Source organism: Actinomadura chokoriensis, assembly GCF_041463665.1.
GTDB classification, from domain to species: domain Bacteria; phylum Actinomycetota; class Actinomycetes; order Streptosporangiales; family Streptosporangiaceae; genus Spirillospora; species Spirillospora chokoriensis_A.
Genome location: NZ_JAXCEJ010000005.1, coordinates 94,381 through 116,484, shown reverse-complemented (window position 1 = coordinate 116,484; position 22,104 = coordinate 94,381). Strand labels below are relative to the sequence as shown.

23 protein-coding genes and 2 tRNA genes are annotated in these 22,104 nt (G+C 69.4%); 9 read left to right on the top strand and 16 right to left on the bottom strand.

What is annotated here, in order from left to right:
• Positions 1–342 precede the first annotated feature (342 nt).
• A complete protein-coding gene (locus SM418_RS11035) occupies positions 343–2,091 on the top strand; it encodes a cyclic nucleotide-binding domain-containing protein (protein WP_371940702.1) in 1,749 nt (582 codons plus the stop codon).
• Positions 2,092–2,318: 227 nt separating this feature from the next.
• Here the strand turns inward: SM418_RS11035 and SM418_RS11030 are convergent, their stop codons facing one another.
• Entirely contained in the window at positions 2,319–3,650 is a 1,332-nt protein-coding gene (locus SM418_RS11030; RefSeq protein WP_371940703.1) for a sensor histidine kinase, read from the bottom strand.
• A 226-nt stretch (positions 3,651–3,876) separates the two neighbouring features.
• Between SM418_RS11030 and SM418_RS11025 the strand changes: the two genes are divergently transcribed.
• Positions 3,877–4,758, top strand: coding sequence for a LysR family transcriptional regulator (locus tag SM418_RS11025; RefSeq protein WP_371940704.1), 882 nt, complete (start codon positions 3,877–3,879; stop codon positions 4,756–4,758).
• Here the strand turns inward: SM418_RS11025 and SM418_RS11020 are convergent, their stop codons facing one another.
• The 3 genes from SM418_RS11020 to SM418_RS11010 form a co-directional block, all read right to left on the bottom strand.
• A complete protein-coding gene (locus SM418_RS11020; RefSeq protein WP_371940705.1) occupies positions 4,759–5,730 on the bottom strand; it encodes a glycerophosphodiester phosphodiesterase in 972 nt (323 codons plus the stop codon).
• Positions 5,731–5,894: 164 nt separating this feature from the next.
• Complete coding sequence (locus SM418_RS11015; RefSeq protein ID WP_371940706.1) at positions 5,895–7,571, bottom strand: adenylate/guanylate cyclase domain-containing protein; 1,677 nt, start codon at positions 7,569–7,571, stop codon at positions 5,895–5,897.
• Positions 7,572–7,620: 49 nt separating this feature from the next.
• On the bottom strand, positions 7,621–9,036 hold the full coding sequence (locus SM418_RS11010; protein ID WP_371940707.1) for an amino acid permease: 1,416 nt from the start codon (positions 9,034–9,036) through the stop codon (positions 7,621–7,623).
• A gap of 263 nt (positions 9,037–9,299) precedes the next feature.
• Here SM418_RS11010 and SM418_RS11005 point away from each other — a divergent pair.
• Both SM418_RS11005 and SM418_RS11000 read left to right on the top strand, forming a co-directional pair.
• A tRNA-Asp gene (locus tag SM418_RS11005) sits at positions 9,300–9,377 on the top strand.
• A gap of 20 nt (positions 9,378–9,397) precedes the next feature.
• A tRNA-Phe gene (locus SM418_RS11000) sits at positions 9,398–9,471 on the top strand.
• A 76-nt stretch (positions 9,472–9,547) separates the two neighbouring features.
• On the opposite strand, the gene SM418_RS10995 is transcribed toward SM418_RS11000, so the two are convergent.
• The 10 genes from SM418_RS10995 to SM418_RS10950 all read right to left on the bottom strand — a co-directional run bounded on the left by SM418_RS10995 (position 9,548) and on the right by SM418_RS10950 (position 16,377).
• Positions 9,548–10,645, bottom strand: a complete 1,098-nt coding sequence (locus tag SM418_RS10995; protein WP_371940708.1) for a tyrosine-type recombinase/integrase — start codon at positions 10,643–10,645, stop codon at positions 9,548–9,550.
• A gap of 254 nt (positions 10,646–10,899) precedes the next feature.
• On the bottom strand, positions 10,900–11,079 hold the full coding sequence (locus SM418_RS10990) for a helix-turn-helix domain-containing protein (RefSeq protein ID WP_176404131.1): 180 nt from the start codon (positions 11,077–11,079) through the stop codon (positions 10,900–10,902).
• On the bottom strand, positions 11,076–12,491 hold the full coding sequence (locus SM418_RS10985; protein WP_371940709.1) for a replication initiator: 1,416 nt from the start codon (positions 12,489–12,491) through the stop codon (positions 11,076–11,078). Before SM418_RS10985 ends, SM418_RS10990 begins: the two co-directional genes overlap by 4 nt.
• A 101-nt stretch (positions 12,492–12,592) precedes the next feature.
• Complete coding sequence (locus tag SM418_RS10980; protein WP_371940710.1) at positions 12,593–12,754, bottom strand: hypothetical protein; 162 nt, start codon at positions 12,752–12,754, stop codon at positions 12,593–12,595.
• Between the two features lie 6 nt (positions 12,755–12,760).
• Positions 12,761–12,913, bottom strand: coding sequence for a hypothetical protein (locus SM418_RS10975; RefSeq protein ID WP_371940711.1), 153 nt, complete (start codon positions 12,911–12,913; stop codon positions 12,761–12,763).
• On the bottom strand, positions 12,913–13,344 hold the full coding sequence (locus SM418_RS10970) for a hypothetical protein (RefSeq protein WP_371940712.1): 432 nt from the start codon (positions 13,342–13,344) through the stop codon (positions 12,913–12,915). Before SM418_RS10970 ends, SM418_RS10975 begins: the two co-directional genes overlap by 1 nt.
• A gap of 19 nt (positions 13,345–13,363) precedes the next feature.
• On the bottom strand, positions 13,364–14,233 hold the full coding sequence (locus tag SM418_RS10965) for a DUF2637 domain-containing protein (RefSeq protein ID WP_371940713.1): 870 nt from the start codon (positions 14,231–14,233) through the stop codon (positions 13,364–13,366).
• Positions 14,230–14,529 (bottom strand): hypothetical protein, encoded by a 300-nt coding sequence (locus SM418_RS10960; RefSeq protein WP_371940714.1) that lies wholly within the window; start codon positions 14,527–14,529, stop codon positions 14,230–14,232. The genes SM418_RS10965 and SM418_RS10960 overlap by 4 nt, the downstream gene beginning before the upstream one ends.
• A 109-nt stretch (positions 14,530–14,638) precedes the next feature.
• On the bottom strand, positions 14,639–15,979 hold the full coding sequence (locus SM418_RS10955) for an FtsK/SpoIIIE domain-containing protein (RefSeq protein ID WP_371940715.1): 1,341 nt from the start codon (positions 15,977–15,979) through the stop codon (positions 14,639–14,641).
• 14 nt (positions 15,980–15,993) lie between these two features.
• Positions 15,994–16,377, bottom strand: a complete 384-nt coding sequence (locus SM418_RS10950) for an SCO3933 family regulatory protein (protein WP_371940716.1) — start codon at positions 16,375–16,377, stop codon at positions 15,994–15,996.
• A 137-nt stretch (positions 16,378–16,514) separates the two neighbouring features.
• On the opposite strand from SM418_RS10950, the gene SM418_RS10945 reads away from it, so the two are divergent.
• The 3 genes from SM418_RS10945 (at position 16,515) to SM418_RS10935 (ending at position 18,798) form a co-directional block, all read left to right on the top strand.
• Entirely contained in the window at positions 16,515–16,910 is a 396-nt protein-coding gene (locus SM418_RS10945) for a winged helix-turn-helix domain-containing protein (protein WP_371940717.1), read from the top strand.
• 269 nt (positions 16,911–17,179) lie between these two features.
• A complete protein-coding gene (locus SM418_RS10940) occupies positions 17,180–18,214 on the top strand; it encodes a P-loop nucleotide/nucleoside kinase family protein (RefSeq protein WP_371940718.1) in 1,035 nt (344 codons plus the stop codon).
• Positions 18,211–18,798, top strand: coding sequence for a guanylate kinase (locus SM418_RS10935; RefSeq protein WP_371940719.1), 588 nt, complete (start codon positions 18,211–18,213; stop codon positions 18,796–18,798). The genes SM418_RS10940 and SM418_RS10935 overlap by 4 nt, the downstream gene beginning before the upstream one ends.
• A gap of 240 nt (positions 18,799–19,038) precedes the next feature.
• Here SM418_RS10935 and SM418_RS10930 read toward each other — a convergent pair whose 3' ends face one another.
• Both SM418_RS10930 and SM418_RS10925 read right to left on the bottom strand, forming a co-directional pair.
• Entirely contained in the window at positions 19,039–19,377 is a 339-nt protein-coding gene (locus SM418_RS10930; protein WP_371940720.1) for a hypothetical protein, read from the bottom strand.
• 89 nt (positions 19,378–19,466) lie between these two features.
• Positions 19,467–19,709 (bottom strand): hypothetical protein, encoded by a 243-nt coding sequence (locus tag SM418_RS10925; RefSeq protein ID WP_371940721.1) that lies wholly within the window; start codon positions 19,707–19,709, stop codon positions 19,467–19,469.
• 155 nt (positions 19,710–19,864) lie between these two features.
• Here SM418_RS10925 and SM418_RS10920 point away from each other — a divergent pair, with 155 nt between their 5' ends.
• Positions 19,865–20,797, top strand: a complete 933-nt coding sequence (locus SM418_RS10920) for an AAA family ATPase (protein WP_371940722.1) — start codon at positions 19,865–19,867, stop codon at positions 20,795–20,797.
• A gap of 554 nt (positions 20,798–21,351) precedes the next feature.
• The gene (locus SM418_RS10915; protein WP_371940723.1) at positions 21,352–21,960 is read left to right on the top strand and encodes a hypothetical protein; all 609 of its coding nucleotides are present in this window, start codon (positions 21,352–21,354) and stop codon (positions 21,958–21,960) included.
• Positions 21,961–22,104: the final 144 nt, after the last annotated feature.

Here is a 22,104-nt window from a genome sequence, read left to right as displayed (position 1 = left end):
AGAGCGACTCCCGGAGCCGCGCGAGAACGCGCCGGCGGGTCTGCGCAGAACACCTGCGAAAACGCAGAAAGAGCTGGGCTGACCTGCCAAAACGTTTTCTGCGACTCACCCAGTCTAACCGCGATCACGCGGTACGGGCTATAGGTGATGTGACTTCGGCCACCGTGAGCGGGGCCACGTGATCCCGGGCACAGCGCACGGAACCGAAGTCGCGACTCGAGGCATGGGGTCCCCTGACATGTCAGAACAGCAGATTCATCCCCCGACCTTTGACGTCCGCCCCACGAACGTCACCACTCCTACGAAATCCGTCGTCCACTGGATCGCAGGGCGGGTGAGCTGATGGACGAACACGCCCGCCGGCACGACCCGGATGAGATCGTCCGCCCGCAGCCGCAGGCCGCCGTCCACCCGCGGCAGGCGCACGGCGAACCCTCGACCGAGAACACGGGCCTCGAGACCAGGAAGGCGGTGCCTCCGGCGTCCGGCCTGCCGGGTGGATCGTCCCAGCGGCCCGGGTTCTGGCTCTCCCTCACCACCATCGAAAAGGCCGAGTTCCTCGCGACCGCGCAGGAGGTCGTGTACGCCGCCGGCACGGTGCTGTGGGAGGAGGGCCAGGCCGCCGACCAGACCATCGTGATCAAGTTCGGCTCGGTGCGGGTCAGCATCGAGCGGGACGGGCGCAAGCGGATCATCGCCTTCCGCGGCCCCGGCGACATCATCGGCGAGCGCGCCGCGCTGATGCTGCGGCGCCGCTCGGCGACCATCGTCGCGATGGAGCCCCTGCACGCCCTGCGCGTGACCACGCAGCAGTTCGTCACCTACCTGAGCAACCATCCGCGCGTGGTCGCGGTGATGGAACGCGAGATGTACGAGCGGCTCACCGAGCAATCGGGGCACATGCACGGTCCCCAGTCCGTCGAGACGGGGATGGAGCAGTACAGGGCCGCGCACTCGTACGGGGCCGCCGTCCAGTACGGCTCACCCCAGCCTTACGCGACGGTGTACGTACCGACGCCTCCCCAATGGTCTTTCGACCCGAACACGGCACCCGTCCAGACCCCAGCGGACCACCCATACACACCAACCGGCCCGTACGCGAGGTTCGGTTCGCACACGGCATCGAACTCGCATGCGGCATCAAGCCCGTACGCGGATTTCGGCTCGTACGGGGCGACCGGCCCATTCGTGGCATCCGGCTCGCACGTGGCGCCCAACCCGTACGCGACGGCGCGCCCTTACGCGACGGCCGGCCCGTACTCGGAATCGGGCGCGCACTCGGGATCCGGCGCGCATGCGACCGCCGGGCCCCTCGCGGCGAACGGGCCTAACGCAGGCGATGCGTACGTTGCCGGAGGGATGCGACCTGCGGGCAAGCCTCGGGTCCACCTGGCGGGGGCGGCCGGCAGGTCCTGGGATCCGGAGGCTGCCGGGGGTGGCGGCGTCGCGCCGAGGTTGCACGCCAGGTCCATCGCCTCGCCCGGCGTCGCCGGGCCGTCATGGGCGGGGCAGAACTGCACCGTCGTGTTCACCGACATCGCCGGTTTCAGTTCGCGCGTCCGCGACGAGAGCGACCGGATCGAAGTGCGGCAGGCGATGTACGCCGCCCTGCGGGAGTCCTTCGCGGAGTCCGGGGTGCCCTGGGACGCCTGCTACAGCGAGGACCGCGGCGACGGCGCGCTGATCGTCGTCCCGCCCGAGATGCCGACCGCCGCCGTCGTCGACCCCCTCATCGCCGTGCTCGGGATGCGGCTGCGGCGGCACAACCACCGGTCGAGCGAGGCGCTCCGCATCCAACTCAGGGTCGCGGTGGACGTCGGGCCCGTGATGCCCGACCCGCCCGGAGTGTCCGGCTGGACGATCATCACCGCGGCCCGGATGGTCGACGCCGCACCGCTGAAGGAAAGGCTCGCCGCCACGGGCGCCGACCTCGGCGTCATCGCGTCGCGCTTCGTCTACGACTCCGTCATCGCCCACAGCCCCGGCTACGTGAACGCCGCCGAGTACGAGCCCATCGGCTGCAAGGTGAAGGAAACGGACATCGAAGGCTGGATCCACCTGCACGGCCTGCCCGCACGATCCGCCATCTGACGCGCGCCCGGCGCATCGCCGGCGTGCACCGCCGCCTCGGCCCGTCACCGCGCGGGCCCCTGATCCCCGTCGCGACCCCGCGTGCAACGAAGCCGCGGGGCTTTTCGCGTCCCATCCATGCGTCCCATCCATGCGTCCCATCCATGCGTGCCGTCCACGCGTCCCGTTCGTGCGTCTCCATCTGGGCTCCGAATATTGGTGCAGTGGGCGGGGGCGCGGGGGGTCGGTCAGAGCTGGTGGTTGGAGTGCTTTGGAACGTTCCGAGGGATCCTCAGAACGAAGCGGGCGCCGCGCTTGCTGTCCTCGATCGTGAGGCTTCCGCCGTGCAGCCGCGCGATCTCACGTGCGATGGGCAGGCCGAGGCCGGTTCCGCCCGGGTCGCGCGCCTTGCTGTCCTCCAGCCGGGCGAACCGCTGGAAGACCATGTCGCGATGCTCCCTGGCGATGCCCGCCCCGTCGTCCAGCACCTCCAGGACGGCTCGGTCCTCGGTGCGCCGCACGGTGATGTCGACGCGCGACTCGGCGTGCCGCTCGGCGTTGTCCAGCAGGTTCGTGAAGAGGCGCACGAGCCGCAGCCGGTCCCCCCGCACCGTGACCCCCTCCTGCAGATGCGGGACGATCCGCTTCGTCCGCTCCGACCTCGCCATCTCGATGGTGACCATGGCGGCGAGGTCGACCGTCTCGTCCTCCTTCCAGGCCGCGGCGTCCAGGCGGGCGAGCTGCAGAAGGTCGGTCACGATCGCCTGGAGGCGTTCCAGGCTCTGCAGGACGGCCTGTCCCGTCCGCGGCCAGTCGACCTCGTCCGGGAAGAGGAGCGCCTCCTCGATCTGGGTGCGGGCGGCGGCGATCGGGCTGCGCAGGTCGTGGGACGCGTCGGAGGTGAAGCTGCGCTGCCGCTCCAGGGCCCTGTCCAGGCGGTCGAGCGTCGCGTTCGCGGCCTCCGCGAGCCGCCTGATCTCGTCCCGGTTCTCCGGCACCGTCACCCGCCGGCCCGACTGCCGCGCGGTGATCTCCGCCAGTTCGGCGCGGATCGCGTCCACGGGGGCGAGGGTCTGGTCCACCGTCGCCCAGGCGCGCAGGCACGCCAGCATGGTCGCCAGCAGCGAGATGCTGACCAGGAACATGATCAGGCCGGGACTGACATACCAGGAGACGGACGGGGCGGCGGCGTAGACGATCAAGTCCCCGTCGGGCTGGTAGACGCGGAACCCGACCACCCAGGCGCAGCCGCGCAGGCTCGCCGACGAGCACACGTCCCGGGTCGAGTACACCTGGGCCTGCGATGGGAGGAACTCGGCCACCGGCGGCCCGTCCAGCGACGGGCCCGGCGTGCCCGCGATCACCGTCCGGTTCTTGTTCATGACCTGGATGACCACATCGTCCGGCGCGCGGAGCCGGCCCTGCACCGGGCCGTGCCGCATCTCGTAGGAGATGCGCAACGCCGCGGCCGTCGCCCGGTTGCGCTTGGAGTCGGTCTCGGCGCCGCGCACCTCCACCAGGACCAGCGTCGTCACGATGGCACAGATCACGGCGGTGACGACTCCGGCAATCACGGTCATCCGCAGCCGTATGGACCATGTGCGCCGTCCGTACACCCGACCTCCCGCAGGTGAGGTATTCACCACCCAGACCGGAATCAGTCCTCCGAACAGCAGCGATGCACCCAAAAGGGGCTAAAGAAATGGTTGCCGAAGGTGTCGGCCCCGGCCGCGCCCGGAGGCCGTCCCGGCACCGTTTCGGCAGAAGCCATGGCGCTGGCCGGGCGCGCAGTTAGCATGAACGCTTATGGAGCTGCGCCAGCTTGAGTACTTCGTCGCGGTCACCGAAGAGGCGAGCTTCACCAAGGCGGCCGCCCGGCTGCACGTCGCCCAGCCGGGGGTCAGCGCGCAGATCCGGCAACTGGAACGGGAACTGGGCCAGCCGCTGCTCGACCGGTCCGGGCGGACCGTCCGGCTGACCGAGGTCGGCGCCGCCGTCCTCCCCTACGCGCGGGCGGCGCTCGCGGCGGTCGAGGGCGCGCGGCTGTCGGTGGACGAGCTGACCGGGCTGCTGCGCGGGCATGTCACGGTCGGCACGGTCGACTGGATCAGGTCGCTCGACCTTCCCGGCATGATCGCCGAATTCCACCGGGACCACCCGGACGTGGAGATCACGGTCATCCAGCAGGACGCCGAAACCCTGGCCGACGGGCTCCGCACCGGACGCGTCGACCTCGCCTTCCTCAGCCTCGGCGCCGAGGAGCCCGAGGGCATCGCGACCAAGGTCGTCATCGAGCAGGACCTCTACGCCGCCGTCGGCCGCGATCATCCGCTGGCCCGGCGGACCACGATCACGCTGCGGGCGCTCGGTGACGAGGCGCTGGTCAGCCTGCCGAAGGGGACCGGAGTGCGGGCCGTCCTGGACGCCGCGTTCGCGAACGCCGGACTGCGCCCGCGCATCGCGTTCGAGGCCGGCGAACCGCCGGTACTGGCGCAGATCGCCGCGCACGGCCTCGGCGTCGCCGTCCTGCCCGAGTCCGCCGCGCGCGGCCTGCCGGACGCGCTGCACGCGATGCCGATCGTCCGGCCCCGGCTGAGCGGGCGGATCGCGCTGGCCTGGCGGGCGGAGGGCCCGCGCAGCCCGGCGGCGCGAGCCCTCACCGCCCGCGCACGCAGGCTGCTCCCCTGATCAGGCCGCCCGGGCCGCTTGGCCCGCTCGGGCTGCTCGGGCTGCTCGGCCCGCTCGGGTCGCCTTCAGGACTTGGCGCAGGACGTCCGGATTGTTGGTGATGATCCCGTCCACGCCGAGGGCGACGGCCTTCTCCATGTCGCCGCGATCGTTGATCGTCCAGGTGAGGACGTCCATGCGGGACGCGTGCACCTGCTCCACATAGGAGGCGGTCAGGTCACCGAACGTCGGGTTGATCTGGTCGGCGTACGAGGCGAGTTTCGGCAGGTCCTCGGCCTTCGGGGTGCCGAGCAGGCCGGTCGGCACCCTGGGCATGAGGGCGTGGAAGCGGCGCACGGACTCCCAGTCGAACGACTGGACGGCGAGGCGCCGCTGGCGCGGGTCGTACCGGAGCCAGGACGGCGAGCGCCACAGCGCCGCGGCGATGCGCTTCTCGATGCCCGGATAGAGAGCCGGGCTCTTGATCTCCAGCAGCAGGCCGAGCCCCTCACCGCGCATCGCGGCCAGCACCCGGCCCAGCGTCGGGACGCGCTCGCCCTCGTACTGCGCCGCGAACCACGACCCCGCGTCCAGCTTCTGGATCTCGGCGAGGGTGAAGTCGGCGACATTCCAGGGCTTCCGGTCCGGGTAGACGTCCTCCACATTCGTCGTCCTGGCGAGCGTCGCGTCGTGCATGATCACGAGCTTGTGGTCCTCGGTCTCCTGGACGTCCAGCTCGAACATGTCCGCGCGCTGGACCTTCGCCAGCTTGAACGCGGCGAGGGTGTTCTCCGGCGCGTACGCGGACGCGCCGCGGTGCGCGACGTTCACGATGCCGGACTGCAGCGCGGTCTCGGCGCGCGGCCGCGGATCCGGTGTACCCGTGTGCGCCGCGCCGGGAGGGGCGGGGTCGGCGGGGGCCGCCGTCGCCGGGACGACGATCAGCGTGGTGGCCGTGACGGCGAGGAGCGCGAGACGATTCCGTCGGTGCATCTGTCACCTCTTCGGGAGCGGGGCTGTCCGCCCCAACCCTCGATCCGTCCGGTGACACCGAAGTAACGAGCCGGTAGCAGACCGTGTACTGCCGGCGACGATACGCATCCGGCCCGTCCGGGACGGGGACGACACGGCGCTTTCGCCGGAACGGGCGGCGACGGCTACCGCGGCTCGTCGGACTTGTCCGGGATGCTCGCGCCCTTGGCCGCCTTCGAGAGGATCAGCGCGCCGAGCAGCAGCCGCCGGCTCCGCCGCAGCGGACGCGGGAACCGGACACGACGGGCAGCCCCCTCGATCTCGGACGCCGGCTCCGGCCCTGGCCTCGGCCCCGGCACAGGCTCAAGCGGACGGCGCGGCCTGCCGAGCCCGGTCGGACGGCTTCGGCCGCGCAGCGTTATCGCCCCGTCGACGTCCCACTCGCCCGACTCCGCCAGATGCGCCAGGTCGAGGACGGCCGCCGAGGCGAGCACCCGTCCCGCCTCGCCCTTCGCCAGATCGCTGAGCCGCGCCGCCTCGTTCACCGGATCGCCGATCACCGTGTACTCGAACCGCTCCTCCGCGCCGATGTAACCGGCGACGACCGGGCCCGCGGACACGCCGATCCCCGCGTCCAGCATCGGCACCTCGGCGCGCAGCCGCAGCGCCAGCTCGCGTGCGGCGCCGAGCGCGCCGCCCGCCGAGTCCTCCAGTTGCGTCGGCGCCCCGAAGATCGCCAGCGCCGCGTCGCCCTCGAACTTGTTGATCCAGCCGCCGTGCTTCGCCACCGCCGAGACCACGACGCCGAAGAACCGGTTGAGCAGCCCGACGACCTCGTCCGGGCTCCTGGTGTCGGCGAGCCTGGTGGACCCGGTCAGGTCGACGAACAGGACCGCCACCTCGCGCGTCTCGCCGCCGAGCGTGATGTCGCCGCGCTCCAGCGCCAGGTCGGCGACCTCCTCGCCGACATGACGGCCGAACAGGTCGCGCAGCCGTTCGTTCTCGCGGAGCCCGGCGACCATGTGGTTGAAGCCGGCCTGCAGCTGCCCGACCTCGCTCGCGTCGTACACCGCGACCTCGGCGCGCAGGTCGCCCCGCTCGACCTGCGCCATCCCCGTCCGGACGGCCTTGATCGGATCCGCGATCGCCTGTGTCGCCATATAGATGACATAGACCCCGGCCAGCAGCGCCACGCCGCCGAGCCCGAGGCTCGTCACGGCGAGCTGCCCGACGTTGATGTCCGGCGCGGCGAGCGCGGCGATCGCGACGCAGATCAGCCCGAACACCGGGATCGCCGTCCCGAGCGCCCACGCGAGCATCACCCGCGTCGTCACCCCCGGCAGCCGGAGCCGTTTCGGACGTTCCGCGCCGAGCACCAGCGCCGCCGCCGGCCGCAGCAGCCGCTCCGACAGCAGGTACACGATCGTGCACGTCGTCGCCGCGCCGAGCAGGCAGGTCAGGCCCGTCTTCACCGCGAGCCGCCCGGTGAACAGGACGAGGTCGAGCACCCCCCAGCCGAGGGCGCCGGCCGTCCACAGGGCGCCGACGAGCAGGGTCAGCCGCAACGGCCCCAGCAGGACGGCCCGCCGCTGCTGCCGGTCGGGTTCTCCCCCGTCCCGGACGAACGTGACGACGGGCCGCCACAGCCACAACCCCATGAGCAGAGCCACCGGAGCGGCCACGACCGGATAGCTGAAGAACGCGACCGCGTTCACCATGTGGGCGTAGTCGCGGTCGTCCAGCGGCGGATCCGGCAGTACGAACGTCGCGAACAGCAGGACGACCACCGAGCCGACGACGTTCGCGACACCCACCACGACCAGCAGGACCCAGCGCACACGGATCTCTAGCCTGCTGGTCACGTGCGCCTCCGGAGGGATGGAACCGCCTGGAGGAATCATCCCATGACGGTCAGGCGCTGGGGCTCTCCACCGCGACCTTCATCTCCGCCTCCTGCGAGGTCCGCCGGACGAACGGCCAGCCGATGGCGACGACCGCCCCCCAGGCCGCCATCACGTACAGCGCCACTCGAGTGTCGGCCCCCCACGCGATCGTCACGGTCACGAACGCGAAGAACACCAGCACGAGCCAGCTGCTGTAGGGCGCCCACGGCATCCGGTACGGCGACGTCGCCAGGACCCCGGACGCGGCCCTCCGCCGGTAGATCATGTGCGCGACGAGGATGACCGTCCACACCATGAGGGCACCGCCGGTCGACACCGAGGTGATGTACTCGAACGCCTTCTCCGGGACGACCGCGTTCACGACGACCCCGATGCCCATGACGAGCGCCGAGATGACGACCGTCAGCACCGGCACACCGCGCCCGTTCAACCGTCCGAGCACCTTCGGCCCGTCGCCGTTCACTCCCGCCGTCCGCAGCATCCGGGACGTCGCGTACAGCCCGCCCGCGTTGCAGGACGACAGGGCCGCGGTCAGCACCACGAAGTTGACGATGTCCGCCCCGCCCGGAATGCCGATCTTGTCGAAGGCCAGGACGAACGGGCTCGCCCCGCCCTTGAACGCCGTCCAGGGCACCACGGCCAGGATGACCAGCAGCGACCCGAGGTAGAACAGCGCGAACCGCAGCGGCAGCGCGTTGATCGCCCGCGGGATGTTCCGCTCCGGATCCTTGGCCTCGCTGGCCGTGACGCCCACGAGTTCGACGCCCAGGTAGGCGAACATCACCATCTGCAGGGTCATGATCGTGGCGCTGTATCCCTCGGGGAACACACCGCCGTGATCCCACAGATTCTGGACGCTCGCCGTGTCACCCGCGTCGCCGAACCCGAAGATCAGCACCCCGAGCCCGACCAGGATCATCATCACGATCGCCGCGATCTTGATCGCCGCGAACCAGAACTCCAGCTCGCCGAAGAGGCTCACCGAGATCAGGTTCACCACGAACAACACCAGCAGCGCGGCCAGCGCCGTCTGCCACTGCTCCACCCCCGGCCACCACTTCTGGATGTACGTGCCGGCCGCGGTCAGCTCCGCCATCCCGGTCGTCACCCAGATGATCCAGTACGTCCACGTCGTGGCGTATCCCCAGAACGGACCGAGGAACTCCCGGGCATACCCGGCGAACCCGCCCTCCGTCCGCCGGTACATCAGCAGCTCACCGAGCGCCCGCATGACGAAGAACAACGCCAGCCCCGCGACGGCGTACATCAGGATGAGGCCCGGCCCCGCCTTGGCGATGTTCTCCCCGGCACCCAGGAACAACCCGGTCCCGATCGTCCCGCCGATCGCCAGCATCTGGATCTGGCGCCTGCCGAGCCCCCGCTGGTAGCTCTCGGCACTCTGCTCTGGGAACTTTGCGACCACGTCCGACCTCCCTTCTTTGTCACCCCTTGGTCACGCACAGTCGCGCAACCCGGACAGACTAGGATCCCCGGCCGCAAACACGTAGCACCCATCGCCAACCAGTAGCCGTCCGATATCTCTCCGTTACCCTCTATCCCCCGGAGCCTCCCGCGTTAACGAGTTGGCGCGTCCCTCGGCCATCGCGTATGCTCTCGGACGTGCCAAAGGCCGGGATCAACACCGGCCGAGACACCCCTCCGGAGCCGCTAAGCTCGGAGCAGCAAGGTCCTGTGGAGCAGCTAGGAGTGCTCGCCACCCTGTCAAGGTGGAGGCCGCGGGTTCAAATCCCGTCAGGACCGCCAGACGCGCCGACGCGCGTCCTGGGCAGGTAGCTCAGTCGGTACGAGCGTCCGCCTGAAAAGCGGAAGGTCGGCGGTTCGACCCCGCCCCTGCCCACCTCGTTGACCAGCCAAAAGGCCCGGAACCAGTCTCGGTTCCGGGCCTTTTGACGACAGTCCTGACGACAACGTCCCTAGCCGAGGGCATCCCCCAGCTTCCGCAGGGCCGCGCGCTTCTCGTCGAGGGCCGCGTGTGCGTAGATCGTCATGGTCACCTCGATGTCGCTGTGTCCAACGATCTCTCGCACGATGTGCGGAGGGACGCCGAGGTCCAGGAGCAGCGAGACGCAGGTGTGGCGCATGTCGTGCAGCCGCATCGAGCCGAGGCCCGCAGCGGCACGGATACGGCCCCAGCTACGGCGAAGGTTGTCCGGCTCCATGGGAGTGCCGAGGCGGGACGGGAAGACGAGCCCGTGATCCTGCCAGCGCGGCCAGGCGTCGGCCCGTTCTGCGTTCTGCTTCACCCGGTGCTCGCAGAGCGCAGTGACGCACAGGTCCGGCAGCGGGATGGTTCGCGTTGAGTCGTCGGTCTTGGGCGGGACGAACCGCAGTTCGCCGGCGACTCGTTGCAGGGTCTGGACGACCTCTAGCTTGGCATCCTGAATGCCCGTCTCTGCGCAGTGCGCGCACGGGGCGCCGTCGAGGGTGCCGCCTTCTCCCCCGCAGGCACGGCACGGCGTCAGGGTGATGTCTTCCCATCGCAGGCCGAGCAGTTCCCCGCGCCGCAGACCGAGGCACAGCGCCAGGACGTAGAGGGCATGGAGCCGCTCGTCTTGCGCCGCCTTGAGCACGGCCCGCGCCTGGTCGACCGTGAGGCCCCGGTTGACCTTGTACTTGGGAGTGGTGACCGTGACGAGCCGGGCGACGTTCCGCGTGAGGATCTCCTCACGCACGGCCGATTGCAGCGCGTTGCGGAGCACGGCCAGGACGAACTGAACCATGCGCACCGAGAGCCGGGACTTGCAGCACTCACCGCCCTTGAGAGCACAGCACCGCGGCTTGTCCCGGCTGGCGTCCCACCCGTGCCGACAGCACTGGCACGACTCGCGGACGGTGGAGATGAACGCTCGGACGTCGCGGGCCGTCAGCTTTCCGAGCCGCTTTTTACCCAGCCCAGGGACGAGGTGGAGCCGGGTGACGCTCTCGTATCCCTGGACGGTCTTGGGCCGCCGTTCGACCCGTACGACGTTGTCCAGCCAGTACGCGAGGTACTGCTCTACCGTCCAGCTCACGGAGGCGACGGGGACCCCGTCGTCAGCCTGTGCCTTGAGCTTGACGTATTTCGCGTGGCATTCGTCACGAGTCTTGCCGTACACACTGACGCGCTTGATGGTCCCGGCAGTCGTCGGGACGAAGACCTTCGCCTCATACCGTCCGTCCTTACGTTGGACGATGGTCCCCTCACCGTTGGCACGCCGACGAGAACGAGCCTTCCGAGGCTTGCGCCGCTCAGGTTCCTCCGGCGTGGCGAGTGCGGTTGTGGTCATCAGGCAGCAACCTCCGAGAGCTTGTCGAGGCATTCGGCGAGGGCGTTGACGGGGACGAGTCGGCGGCGGCCGATCTTGACCGTGCGGAGCTGGTTGGAGCGGATGAGGTTGTAGAGCGTCCAGCGGCTGACGCGCAGGCGTTCGGCCGCTTCGTCGACGGTCAGGACAAGGTCGGTCAACTCGTGCTCCCTTGTGGCGAGGTGGACGGGTTGAGAGGTGGCATGGGTTTTCCGGTGAGGGCAGCGGTGAGCAGTGCTTCGCCCGGCGTCATGCCTTGGCCGAGGTAGCGCCAGTGGGCGATGACGAGGACCTGGTCGTCGTCGAAGGGCAGGCGGCCGGTTGTGATGTCGTCGGCGTGTTGGCGCTGGTTGTGCTCGACGCGTGCGGCCCGCAATGCGCCGAGGGTGGTGGAGTACCGCCGTGACTTGGTGGAGAAATGTCCGCGGAAGCCGAGCATGTGAGCCCACTCGGCCAGCCGCAGCCCGGCGTAGTCCTGGATCGCACCCAAGCGGAGGCATTCGGCGATGAGCCGTCGGGCGTGGCCGCTCACAGGCAGACTCGCCAGGTCGTCGGTGGGGCGTACTCGGCGGTCGAGGGTGCCGACGCATTCGGCGGCTTTGGTGGCGTACTTGGCGATGTAGCCCGCCACCGCCGTATCGGTCAGTTCCCCCGAGGTCGCGATGGGACGTACGTCGATCTGCGATCCCCACACGTGCTCTGTGGCCGGGACGTCGCCAGCCGCAGGGGTGGAGACGGTGACCGCGCCCGCCGCGTGTTCCACAGCCGCCTTGAGCAGGTCGAGGGACGCCCAGGCCGGGGGCGAGGCATTGGGGCCGCCGGGTCCGTCGAGGCGGATGACGGCGTGGAAGTGGACCAGGCCGCGCCGCTGGTATTCGGCGACCTTGGCGAACGACACCGTGAGCACGTCCCGCAGGTCGGAGACCCGCAGCCCTGCCGATCGGGCGACGTAGCGGCGGAACGCGAGCGTGAAGCGGCGCCACAGTTCCGGGGCGTGCGCGTTCCACAGGACGGCTCCGGAGTAGTCGAAGCAGTCGGGGCAGATCGGTTGCCCGAGGCGCGGATCGTCAGCGGAGTGGCGGACGGTGCAGGAAACCTGGCGCCCGTGCGGGCAAGGCCCGCCATCGCGTCGAGGGCGGCAGGCCACCACTCCGCCGCTCTTGCCGACGCGGCGGGAGTGGACGGGCCCGAACGAGGGCGCGGTGAGGGTGACGAACGCGGCCGGGTGAGTGCTCACGGTGTCTGGAACGCCCTTGCCGCCGACCAGGCCCGCGCGGACGAGTTGGTAGGTGTCGGCGCGGTATGTCTCGGCGCACGCCAGGCACCGCGATGCGCGCCGGGTTTTGCAGGCCACCCGCAGCGCCCCGCCCGGCTCTTGCGCGGTCGAGTAGTGGTGCAGGATCTCGCCGGTGAGCGGGTCCAGGTGGGTGATACGGCCGCGTAGGTGGACCGGTTGGGCGCAGCCGCCGGTGGAGTGCGCGCGGCGTGCCCAGGCGCGGAAGTCGGCGCGGTTGTACCGGTTGGCCATGTCGCGGGCGGCCAGTGCAGTGACGTGTGGAGCGGGTTGCGGCACGATGGACGGGTCTCCCTATCCGTTCAGGCGGTTGGAGCGGGACCGAGGCCCCCGGCGCGGCACTCGTGCTTGGCGGCTTGTGGGCCACGCCGGGGGCGGACTCAGAACGCCGACACGAACCGCGACAGGCCATCGGCCAGCAGCGCGAGGCCGGCGACGATGGCGCGTGCGGCATGGGCGGCGTTCTCGGGGTGGTTGAGGACGAACAGGCTCACGACGAGCCAGAAGCAGGCGAAGGCGCAGCGGCGCAGGAACATCGGCAAGTCCCCTTAGTAGGTGTGGCCGTGGCCGTTGCAGTCGGGGCAGGTGGACCCGTCGGAGGAGACCCCGCCCCCGCCGCAGGTCCCGCACACCCACCCGACGAGGAGCCGGACGAACGGGATGAGCACGCGCGAGGGTGCCGGGTGCTGGCCGGTCGTCATCAGGCCGCCCGTCCGGTGCCCTGGTCGCGGTCCTGGTTGTGGTCGGGGTCGAGGCGGATGTTGGCGCGGTAGCTCATTTCCGCTTCGTGCTCGCGGCGCCGCTGGTCGGGGATGTGGATGATGCGGTAGGCCATGCGGCCGAAGGACTTGGCGGCCTTGTAGTGGCCGCCGAGCGGGCGGTCGTCATCGACGGGGACGCCCAGGAGTGCGGCGACGTGGTCGACCAGCGCGGCCGAGCTGGTGTCGTCGCCGGTACGGGCGAAGACGTCGAAGGTCTCGCCGTACTCGGGTACAGGGACGCCGGGGTTGGCCTCCAGGAAGTCGGCCAGGGCGCGCAGGCCGGTGATGACCTGGTGGCGGGCGAACAGGTCACCGGGCACGACCGGGCGCGTCTGTTCGGTCTGGCCGGTCGGGTCGGTGTGGGCGGTCATTGCGGGTTCCTCCAGTGGGTTAGGCGAGGGATGCGGTTTCGGTGCGGAGCTGGCGGAGCAGATCGGATGCGAGCTGGTTGGAGACCCCGAGGCGTGCGCGGAGCGCGTCACGGGTGATGGGCCGCCCGTGCTGGGTCTGGTGTTCGGTGGCGACGCGGCGCGCGAACTCCACCAGCGGCCCCGCCGGATCCGCCGAGCCCGACGGGGCGGACGACGACAGGGACGAGGGCGAGGCGGACTGTTCGGCGGCAGCAGGGACGGGGATGGAGGTCTGGCCGTCCTGCTCGTCCTGGCCCTGCTCGGTGTTGTGGTGGACGGCAGGGGCGGCAGCCGCGACCGTGGGCCGGTCGTCCTCCCACACCACCCACGGCGATGACACCGAGGACGGGACAGGCGAGCCAGCCGAGGACGAAGACGGAGAGGCGGACGGTGTTGAGGCCGAGTCACCTGCCGGGGACGGGTGTCCGAAGGCGCCCGGGACCGGTGAGGGACGAGCCGCCGCAGCCGGGCCGGCTTTGCGGCGTTCCAGCATCGACACCGCGACCAGGAACGCGCCCGCTGGTGTGCCCGCGGTGATCCAGCCCCACACCGAGGGGTCGGCTTGGGCGAGGTTGGCGGCAAGGGACAGCAGGATCCCGCCGACCAGGACGACGGTCGGCCACGACAGCCGCCCCGTCGCCCGCCCGGTGTTCTTGTCGCGCTGGCGTTCCCCGGCGGCCATGACGCATGTCAGGTCGATGCAGACGGCGATGGCCCAGGCCATCCACCCGGTTTGGCCGTGTTCGGTGGCGGTGTCGCGGATGTGGGTGAACGACCCCGCCGCCGCGATCCCCGCGAGGACCACCACCGGCCCGGAGTCGGTGACCGCGCCCAGGATGCGGCGGGTCATGCCGCCCGCCGGTTGTCGACGAGCGCGAGCAGCGCGGCGAGTTCGGGGTCACAGCGGTGGGTGTTGGCCCAGGTGTCGACCTTGCCGCAGGAGGAGGAGGCGAAGGAGTCGGCGCAGTGCTGGCATCGGGCCAGGTGCAGGGAGCGGAAGTCGTCCCATTCGACGCCGACCGGCCACACGTCCCAGGACGACACCACCGAGCGGGACGAACCCGAGGAGGAGCCGGACGGCGAGGACGGGGACGGGACGGCGACGAACCGAGGACGGGGACGAAGGGCGCGGATGCGGGCGACCATCGGGCAGCCTCCAGGGACGGGTTTCGGGCATGGGTCGGGTAGGGACGTGGCGTGATCAGGGCTCACGCCGAGCCGAAGGAGAAGAAGCGAGTGGGAAGGGCCGGGCGGGTTATGCGGCCGGGTCGACGGCCGGGACCGTGCCGATCAGTGCATCCCAGTCCGGGGTCAGGTGCGCCCACTCGCGGGCCGCGTGTTCGGCCTCGTTCTCGGGGACGTAGACCGAGCGGGCGCGGTGCCATGCGCCGTCCTGCCCGGCGACGATGCAGACGCCGGGGGTTTCGGCGGGGATGGCGCGTGCGGCGTCCAGGGCGGCCGGGTCCAGGTCACCGAGGGTCATGTTGGCGGTTTCGGGGTCGTTGACGCGGTGGCACACCCGCCCCGAGAGTTGGGCGCGCAGCGCGGTGACGCCGGGGCCGAGGTCGGAGCCGATGCGCTGCCCGCACACGATCAGGTGCACGGCGAACGCCCGGCCGAGCTGCGCGATCCGCAGCAGCGCGGTAGCCGTCCGAGACACCTCCTCCTTCTCCGACTTGTCAGCCATCAAGAACAGTTCCGCGACCTCGTCCACCAGCACCACCACCGGGAAGGGCCGCAGGTGCTCGGGCAGCGTCCAGACGTTGCGGGCGCCGTGCGCCCGGCACAGCGCCATCCGGTGCTCGACCTCGCCCACCAGGTCGGCCAGCAGGTCGACCGACTCTTTGCGGGTGGTGGCCAGCGCCGACAGGCGAGGCGCGTACGGGGTGAACTCCACGCCGCCCTTGAGGTCGAAGCCGACCAGCGCGACCGGTTGCGGAGCCAGACCCTTGATCAGGGCGTTGGCGAGATTGGACTTGCCGGACTGGGTCGCGCCCGCGTTGAGCCAGTGCGGGACCGTGCGCAGGTCGATCAGCCAGTCACGGCCGTTCTCCAGCTTCCCCGGACGCACCGTCAGCAGCTCGCCGGTCTCGGGTCGGGTGGCGACGTCGACCAGCGGGTCACGCATGGTCGCCCACAGGGTGACAAAGCCCGGACGGACGTCGACCACCCGCACCGAGTGCACGCGCCAGGCGTGCGCGATCCCCTCAGCCGCCTTCTCGTAGTCCGCCGGGACCTGCCCGTCATGCAGCCGCAGCCGCATACGCCACCCGAGCCGGGTCGGCCGCAGCAGACCCAGACGCGGGGAACGTTCGACGTCGACCCGCCGCACACGCCGCTTGTGCTCGACCACCGTTGCAGCGGACCGGGACGCAGGGCCGACAACCGGGATGGCGTCCAGGGTGAGGCGGAACCGCCGCCGGTTGCGGGTGAGCTTGCAGCCCGAGGCGACGTGATGCCACGTCAGATACACCAGCACCGCCCGGACCGGGAAGCCGATCCCGTACCAGAACGAGGCCGGGTGGTACCGGCGCCAGGCCCAGAGCCCGGCCGCCGCAGCGGCCAGGACCCCGAACACCATCAACGCGTCGTTCATGACCGGGCCGCCGCTCAGGCCACGCCCGCCGAAGCGGACGCACCCGACGAGGACGCCGAGGGGGCCGAGGGCGGGACGGCCGACACGGGCGCGATGCGGTCGGCGCGGAAGGCCACACCCCACCGCTTCTCACCCCCAAGCACCGCCTCCCACGGAAACGCCACCAGCCCGACCGGCGTCACCACCTCCCCGATCGTCACCGACTGATCGCCGGTCACCGCCACGTTGAGCAGGTCCACCCGCCCCATCGCATCGGCGGCCGACAAGCCGACGGTGAACACCGTCTGGCCGTTGCGGTCGGTCTTCACCTCCCCCGTGTCCTGGTTGACCAGCTTGGGACGCGGCGGGGAGACGCACACGAACGTCAGCGCCGACACGTCCACCGGGATGTTGCGCATGGAGAACCTCCGAGGTTCGTCGAACTACTTAGACAACATAGTCGGCCTAGCAGGCCAAGCTGTCAAGGCAGTCATGGTTTCCTTGGCCGTTCAGGTGTGCTGAACTGGAGTCGGAGCCCCCGACGGAAGGCAGACGAGTGGTCGAGAGGACCGGGCGACCCGGATACCTGCAGATAGCCGATGACCTGCGGCAACAGATCCGGGACGGACGCCTTGCCACGGGGCAGGCCCTGCCGTCGACGGCCCGTCTCCGCGAGGAGTACGAGGTGTCCGCGGGAGTCGTGAAGTCCGCCATCAGCGTGTTGCGGACCGAAGGTGTCGTGGTCGGACAGCAGGGCAAGGGCGTGTTCGTCCGCGACACGGCCGACGTCCGCCCATCCGGCGATACTCCGCCGGCGGCCGAGGGCGACGACGTGACGTTGAGGCAGCTCACGGAAGTACTGGCCGCCGTCCGCGATCTTGGTGAGCGCGTCGCCCGGATTGAGCAGAGTGTGTTTCCAGAGCCTCCGCCAGCTGGTCGACCCGGCAAGTGAGGTCTTCCAACTCGGCGAGGATCAGCTCCAGCAGCTCCCGAGAAGTTCGCCCCTGCTCTCCGCCCGCCACCACCGGTGACCGCCTCCCATCGTGATCCGTTCTCTCGTTCGGCACACCGGTATTTCAGTTCAGGAGGCCCGCGAAGCCCATCATTAATCCCTCATCGGGTTCTTTCACGTCCGTTTATACGTCCGCTTTCACGCCCCAGAGCAGACGGCGAGCACATGGCGATATGTGCCGATATCTGCGGTAACCGGAAGGCCGGGAATTGAGCACGGTCAAGCAGCGAAACGGTTGGCAGCCCCGCAAGCTTCGCCAACGCCGGGAGAACCACGGCTTGAGTCTGGAGGCCGCAGGCGACAAGTTGCGGCAAGTCGCCCACCGCGGAGGGCTCAGGGTCGCAGCGAACTTTCAAACGCTGTGGGAACACGAGAACGGGAACATGTACCCAGGCCCGCACTACCGCCGGGCCTACTGCCTCATGTACGAGGCCACCGAGCCGGAGTTGGGCTTTCGTCTTCCCCTCCCCGCCGAGGAGAGCGGAGACCTCACCCTTCCTTTGCCGAGCCCGCTCAGCCCCGCAGCCACCGAGGACGCGGCCAACGCGATCACTCAGGGCCTGGAGCGAGTGTCCGACCAGACCCAGGACCCCGACCCCACCGCCGGTGACGCGCTCAAAGCCCGGGTGGTCAGCGCATGGCGAGGCCGCGCGATGAGCGGCAGCATCGCCACGACCACGCTCGTGCTGGTCGGCGGTTACGCCGGATCTGGCAAGACCGAATTTGCCCGTTTCCTCGGCGACGTGTCCGGGTGGGCATTTCTCGACAAGGACTCACTGACGCGACGTCTCACCGAACGTCTCTTGACCTCGCTGGACGGCGACCCGCACGACCGCCACACCGACCTCTACCTGAATGAGGTCAGGCCGCTCGAATACAAGTGCCTCATGGACACCGCCAACGACAACATCGATTGCGGCGTATCCACCATTCTCGCCGCCCCGTTCATCGCCGAATTGAAGAACGAAGCTTGGTTGAGCCGTCTCACCAACCGCTGCAAAGCCAAGGGCGTAGATGTAGCGGTGATTTGGGTTCGGTGCGACGTCGACTCGATGCGCGAGTACATCGAGTTCCGTGACGCCCCCCGCGATGCCTGGAAGCTCGCCAACTGGGATGAGTACACCAGCGCGCTCGACACCCAGCACAGCCCGCCGGGCGTTCACCTCACCGTCGACAACCGGCTAGGCGCAGCGATCAGCATCGCCGACCAGACGCGGGAGGCGTTGCGTAGGGTCCTGCCATGACCCGTCCCGGCGTGATCCTCTACGGCCCTCCCACCAGCGGCAAGGACACCGTCACGGCCGAGCTGGCACGCCAGGACGACCGGTACACCCTCCTGCCCAAGCTCAAAGTCGGCACCGGCCGCAGCACCGGATACCGCTCCGTGACGTCCGACGACCTGGACGAGCTACGCGCCGCCGGCCGACTGGTCGTCCAGACCCACCGCTACGGCAACGTCTACGCCGTCGACCGCGACGACATCGCCGCCCTGGTCGAGGCCGGCAAGGTCCCGGTCGTCCACATGGGCAACCTCGCCGACCTCCAGCGCCTACGCGCCGCCGTCCCGCTCGACTGGACGGCCGTCCTCCTCTGGATTCCCCGAACGGTCTGCGCCGACCGGGCCAAGCACCGCGGGGACGTCGACACCCCCAACCGCCTCCAGGCATGGGACGAGACACGCAGCGACCTCAAGGCCGCAGACACACCCGTCTTCAATCTCGTCATCCATACCGACCAGGCCGACCCCGCCAAGACCGCCCGCCGCATCCTCGAAGCCGTGCACACCGGCCCCGGACAGCCCGCACCCGTCCCACCCGACCTCGAATAGCGATGGCCGCGCGGCAGGTACCTACGGCACCCCACCGCCTCCTGCCGCGCGGCCATCAAGGCCATGGCCACCCCTCGGGGATTGTGATGGCCATGGCCAGCTCTCGGACAGACACCGCTTCCACCAGCCGCCACCCGTCACTAGCGCGGACCAGCGCCCAGTAGGTCCGGGTGTGCGACCCCCACCAGCAATGGACGCCGAAGCGTTCGGCGACCTCGGCCAGGGCCGCCCCGGCGTCCATCAGGACCCGTCCGTCTCCCAGGGGAGGCGTGCCGCCGCGATCCACCGATCCAGCGCCGTCGTCACCCGCGCGACCGCCAGGCGCATATCCGCGCAGGGGGCGAGCAGTTCCCCGGTACTGGACCGGTACCACCACCCGCCATCCCCGCCCACGACGGTGATGCTCTCACCCAGGCCCGCGACATCGGGGAAGTGCACCCGCAGCAGGGGCCGGGTCTCGGCATACCGCCGCTCCACCCTCCACCCACGCCGCCGCAGGGCACGGCCGAGCCGGTTGAGCAGCCGCCGCGCGGTGAACGGCCGAGGCGACGCGACGAGTGCATCCGGGGGGATAGGCACCCGCCGCGCCGCCTCAGCCTCACCCAGGGCCGTCCTGCCCAGCGCAGGGACGGCCCCATCCGGTGATGGCGGGGGAGTCCATGCCACCATCACCAGGCCCTTTTCATCACGAGACGCTCCGCGAGGTCCCGCTCTCGGACAAGCGCCTCACGCAGCGCGGCCGAGTCCGAACAGATCACCGTCGCATCCACACCGGCGGCCGGATCATGCAAAGTGGCGACCCAGTCACCCAGGCGCCCATCCCAGCGCCGAGCCCGCCAGATCCGATGACCGGTGAACTCCTCCCGAAGCCGACGAAGCGCCGGCTCCTCGATCTGCGTACGCGTTTCCATCGCGGGGTTCCTCATGGGGTGGTGGACGAGCCGAAAGACGGCCCGTGCGGCATGTCGTCAACCGCCCCGCCAGCCTCTCGCCGTGCCGCGACTTACAAAGGAGCCTGACAAGGGGCCAGCAGGGGGCCAGACTTTGCGACAGGAGGTAGCCGCCCATGACGACCGAGGCAAGACGAGCATTCGGCGCATATCTGGCACGCTTACGAGGCAGCAGGAGCCAACGCGCCCTCGCCGCCCAACTCTGCGACCTCGCCGGGTCTGACACGATCACCCGACACGAGGTGTCCCGCTGGGAACGCGGGCTACGCATCCCCGACGACTGGTTGCCCTACCTCGCCCGCGCGCACAACATCGCGCTGCCCGTCCTGGAACGCATGGCAGCCCAAGCCCACGGCCACGAGCCCGGCAACGACGGGACCCCGTTCGACCTGTCCGCGTTCTTCCCCGGAGCCGACACCCTCAAGACCCGCCTGGCCAACGCCTGGCACGGCCGCGCCGTCGCCAACGCCGGCGGCAACCCCGTACTGGTCCTGGTCGGCGGATACGCCGGATCCGGCAAAACCGAGTTCGCCCGCTTCCTCGCCGACCTCTCAGGCTGGGCCCTCCTGGACAAAGACGCCCTCACCCGCCGCATGACCGAACGCCTGCTCATCTCACTCGGAGCCGACCAGCACGACCGCCACACCGACCTCTACCGCACCCAGGTCCGCCCACACGAGTACCGATGCCTGATGAACGCCGCCTACGGCAACATCGACTGCGGCGTATCAATCATCCTCGCCGCCCCGTTCATCACCGAACTCAACAACCCCAACTGGCTCCCCCGCCTCACCCACCGCTGCCAAGCCAAAGGCGTAGACGTGACATCCATCTGGGTCCACAGCGACATCGACACCATGCACGAGTACATCGAGCTACGAGACGCCGCCCGAGACGGCTGGAAACTAGCCAACTGGGACGAGTACACCGCCGGCCTCAACACCGAAGACCCACCCAAGGCCGCACACCACACCATCGACAACCGACTCGGCGCAGCCGTCAGCCTCGCCGACCAAACCCGCCGCACCCTGACCAGACTCATGCACTAAACCCGCAGGTCAACGACGTCCGGGCCGCGCCCGATGAGAACTTTCTCTACGTCTTCAAGGGCGCCCGCTCCGCGGTCGCCGGCGGCCGCCCGCCCCGGCGCGCCGGGCGTGCGGCCTGTTCCGTCCGGTCCCGCCGCGCCGCGTCGCCCGTCCACCACTGGCGAAGTTAAGAAGCCTCCTACCGACGGAGGGTCCAGCCTGGTCCCCGCAAGCACGTGTCGACCAAGCTGACGTCTCCGTTCCCGGTATGGCAGGTCCTGAGACTTGGCCGCTTAGCCCCGCGCCTATCCGTTCCCCTTTCAGAGGTGGCCGGTCCCAGCCAAACTACCCTCCGTCTAGCCTTGGGTGGCCTAGAATGCGCCTCCTATTGATGTTGATTGAGAGGTAGCATGCCCAGTGATCATAACCTTCCTAGGCTTCAACCAGGAAAAGCAGTAGCTGCAGGTTTCACGGCAGCACTTGTGGTTATAGCTCTGACCGTCACAGCCTTGACTATAATGCGTCCCCGGTACTTGGGAATGGCAGCTGGGCAGTCTACCAGCATTTTCAATGCCATGGTGGTGGTCCCAGGAAAAGGCCTGGGCGATACCGGAAATGACCTATTGCTATCAGCGTACGTTTGCGGCCCAAAGATTGCTGAAGAATCGGGTTGCCCCCCTCCGGAAGCTGAACAGATCGGCCATCAAGCGAATTCCTTCAGCGAGAAAAAGCCTTCACGGGCACTCAAAGCAGGAGGAAGGCTGCGGGCCGAAATATTTGGCGGCAATAAGGATATAAAAATAAAGCAACTCGGTGCCAACATTCAGCGAGTAAGGAAAGAGAGAGACTGGGCATCCTGGGTGTGGAGCGTATCCGCAAAAAAGCCAGGAAGATATCATCTTGTCCTTGGACTCACCCTTCTGGAGGACGATAAAGATCAAGCAAGAGTCCCTACTCGATTCTTCCAAGTGAACGTAACAGTAGAAAGAAACATGTCGGTAGCTACACTGGCTCGCCAGGCTGGTTCGATGGTGGGTTCCATAACCAACTGGCTGGTAGCGATTACTACGGCGCTCGGCGCTCTGGGGTTTGGGACCTACTTTCTGAATCGCAGGGGCCGCGACCGGCAGCGAACGACAGAGGCGGACGAAGGCAATACTCCGGCAAATGGTGGCGGTACTTGACTCAATCCAGGCTGTACCGTTGGCTTCATCGGCCGCCTCATTTAGGATAATCGCCGGTTGGACGGGTGCGAAGCGGGGGCCTCGCGGCCCCCAGCCCCCCGCGGGCCAGAGGGCACGCCCGCGCGAAGCGGTCTGTCACACCGT

Excerpts from the sequence above, each read along its gene's own strand:
- SM418_RS11035 (WP_371940702.1), top strand. The coding sequence starts at position 343 with ATGGACGAACACGCCCGCCGGCACGACCCGGATGAGATCGTCCGCCCG.
- SM418_RS11030 (WP_371940703.1), bottom strand. The coding sequence starts at position 3,650 with ATGACCGTGATTGCCGGAGTCGTCACCGCCGTGATCTGTGCCATCGTG.
- SM418_RS11025 (WP_371940704.1), top strand. The coding sequence starts at position 3,877 with ATGGAGCTGCGCCAGCTTGAGTACTTCGTCGCGGTCACCGAAGAGGCG.
- SM418_RS11020 (WP_371940705.1), bottom strand. The coding sequence starts at position 5,730 with ATGCACCGACGGAATCGTCTCGCGCTCCTCGCCGTCACGGCCACCACG.
- SM418_RS10975 (WP_371940711.1), bottom strand. The coding sequence starts at position 12,913 with ATGACGACCGGCCAGCACCCGGCACCCTCGCGCGTGCTCATCCCGTTC.
- SM418_RS10970 (WP_371940712.1), bottom strand. The coding sequence starts at position 13,344 with ATGACCGCCCACACCGACCCGACCGGCCAGACCGAACAGACGCGCCCG.
- SM418_RS10965 (WP_371940713.1), bottom strand. The coding sequence starts at position 14,233 with ATGACCCGCCGCATCCTGGGCGCGGTCACCGACTCCGGGCCGGTGGTG.
- SM418_RS10960 (WP_371940714.1), bottom strand. The coding sequence starts at position 14,529 with ATGGTCGCCCGCATCCGCGCCCTTCGTCCCCGTCCTCGGTTCGTCGCC.
- SM418_RS10955 (WP_371940715.1), bottom strand. The coding sequence starts at position 15,979 with ATGAACGACGCGTTGATGGTGTTCGGGGTCCTGGCCGCTGCGGCGGCC.
- SM418_RS10950 (WP_371940716.1), bottom strand. The coding sequence starts at position 16,377 with ATGCGCAACATCCCGGTGGACGTGTCGGCGCTGACGTTCGTGTGCGTC.
- SM418_RS10935 (WP_371940719.1), top strand. The coding sequence starts at position 18,211 with ATGACCCGTCCCGGCGTGATCCTCTACGGCCCTCCCACCAGCGGCAAG.
- SM418_RS10925 (WP_371940721.1), bottom strand. The coding sequence starts at position 19,709 with ATGGAAACGCGTACGCAGATCGAGGAGCCGGCGCTTCGTCGGCTTCGG.
- SM418_RS10920 (WP_371940722.1), top strand. The coding sequence starts at position 19,865 with ATGACGACCGAGGCAAGACGAGCATTCGGCGCATATCTGGCACGCTTA.
- SM418_RS10915 (WP_371940723.1), top strand. The coding sequence starts at position 21,352 with ATGGTGGTGGTCCCAGGAAAAGGCCTGGGCGATACCGGAAATGACCTA.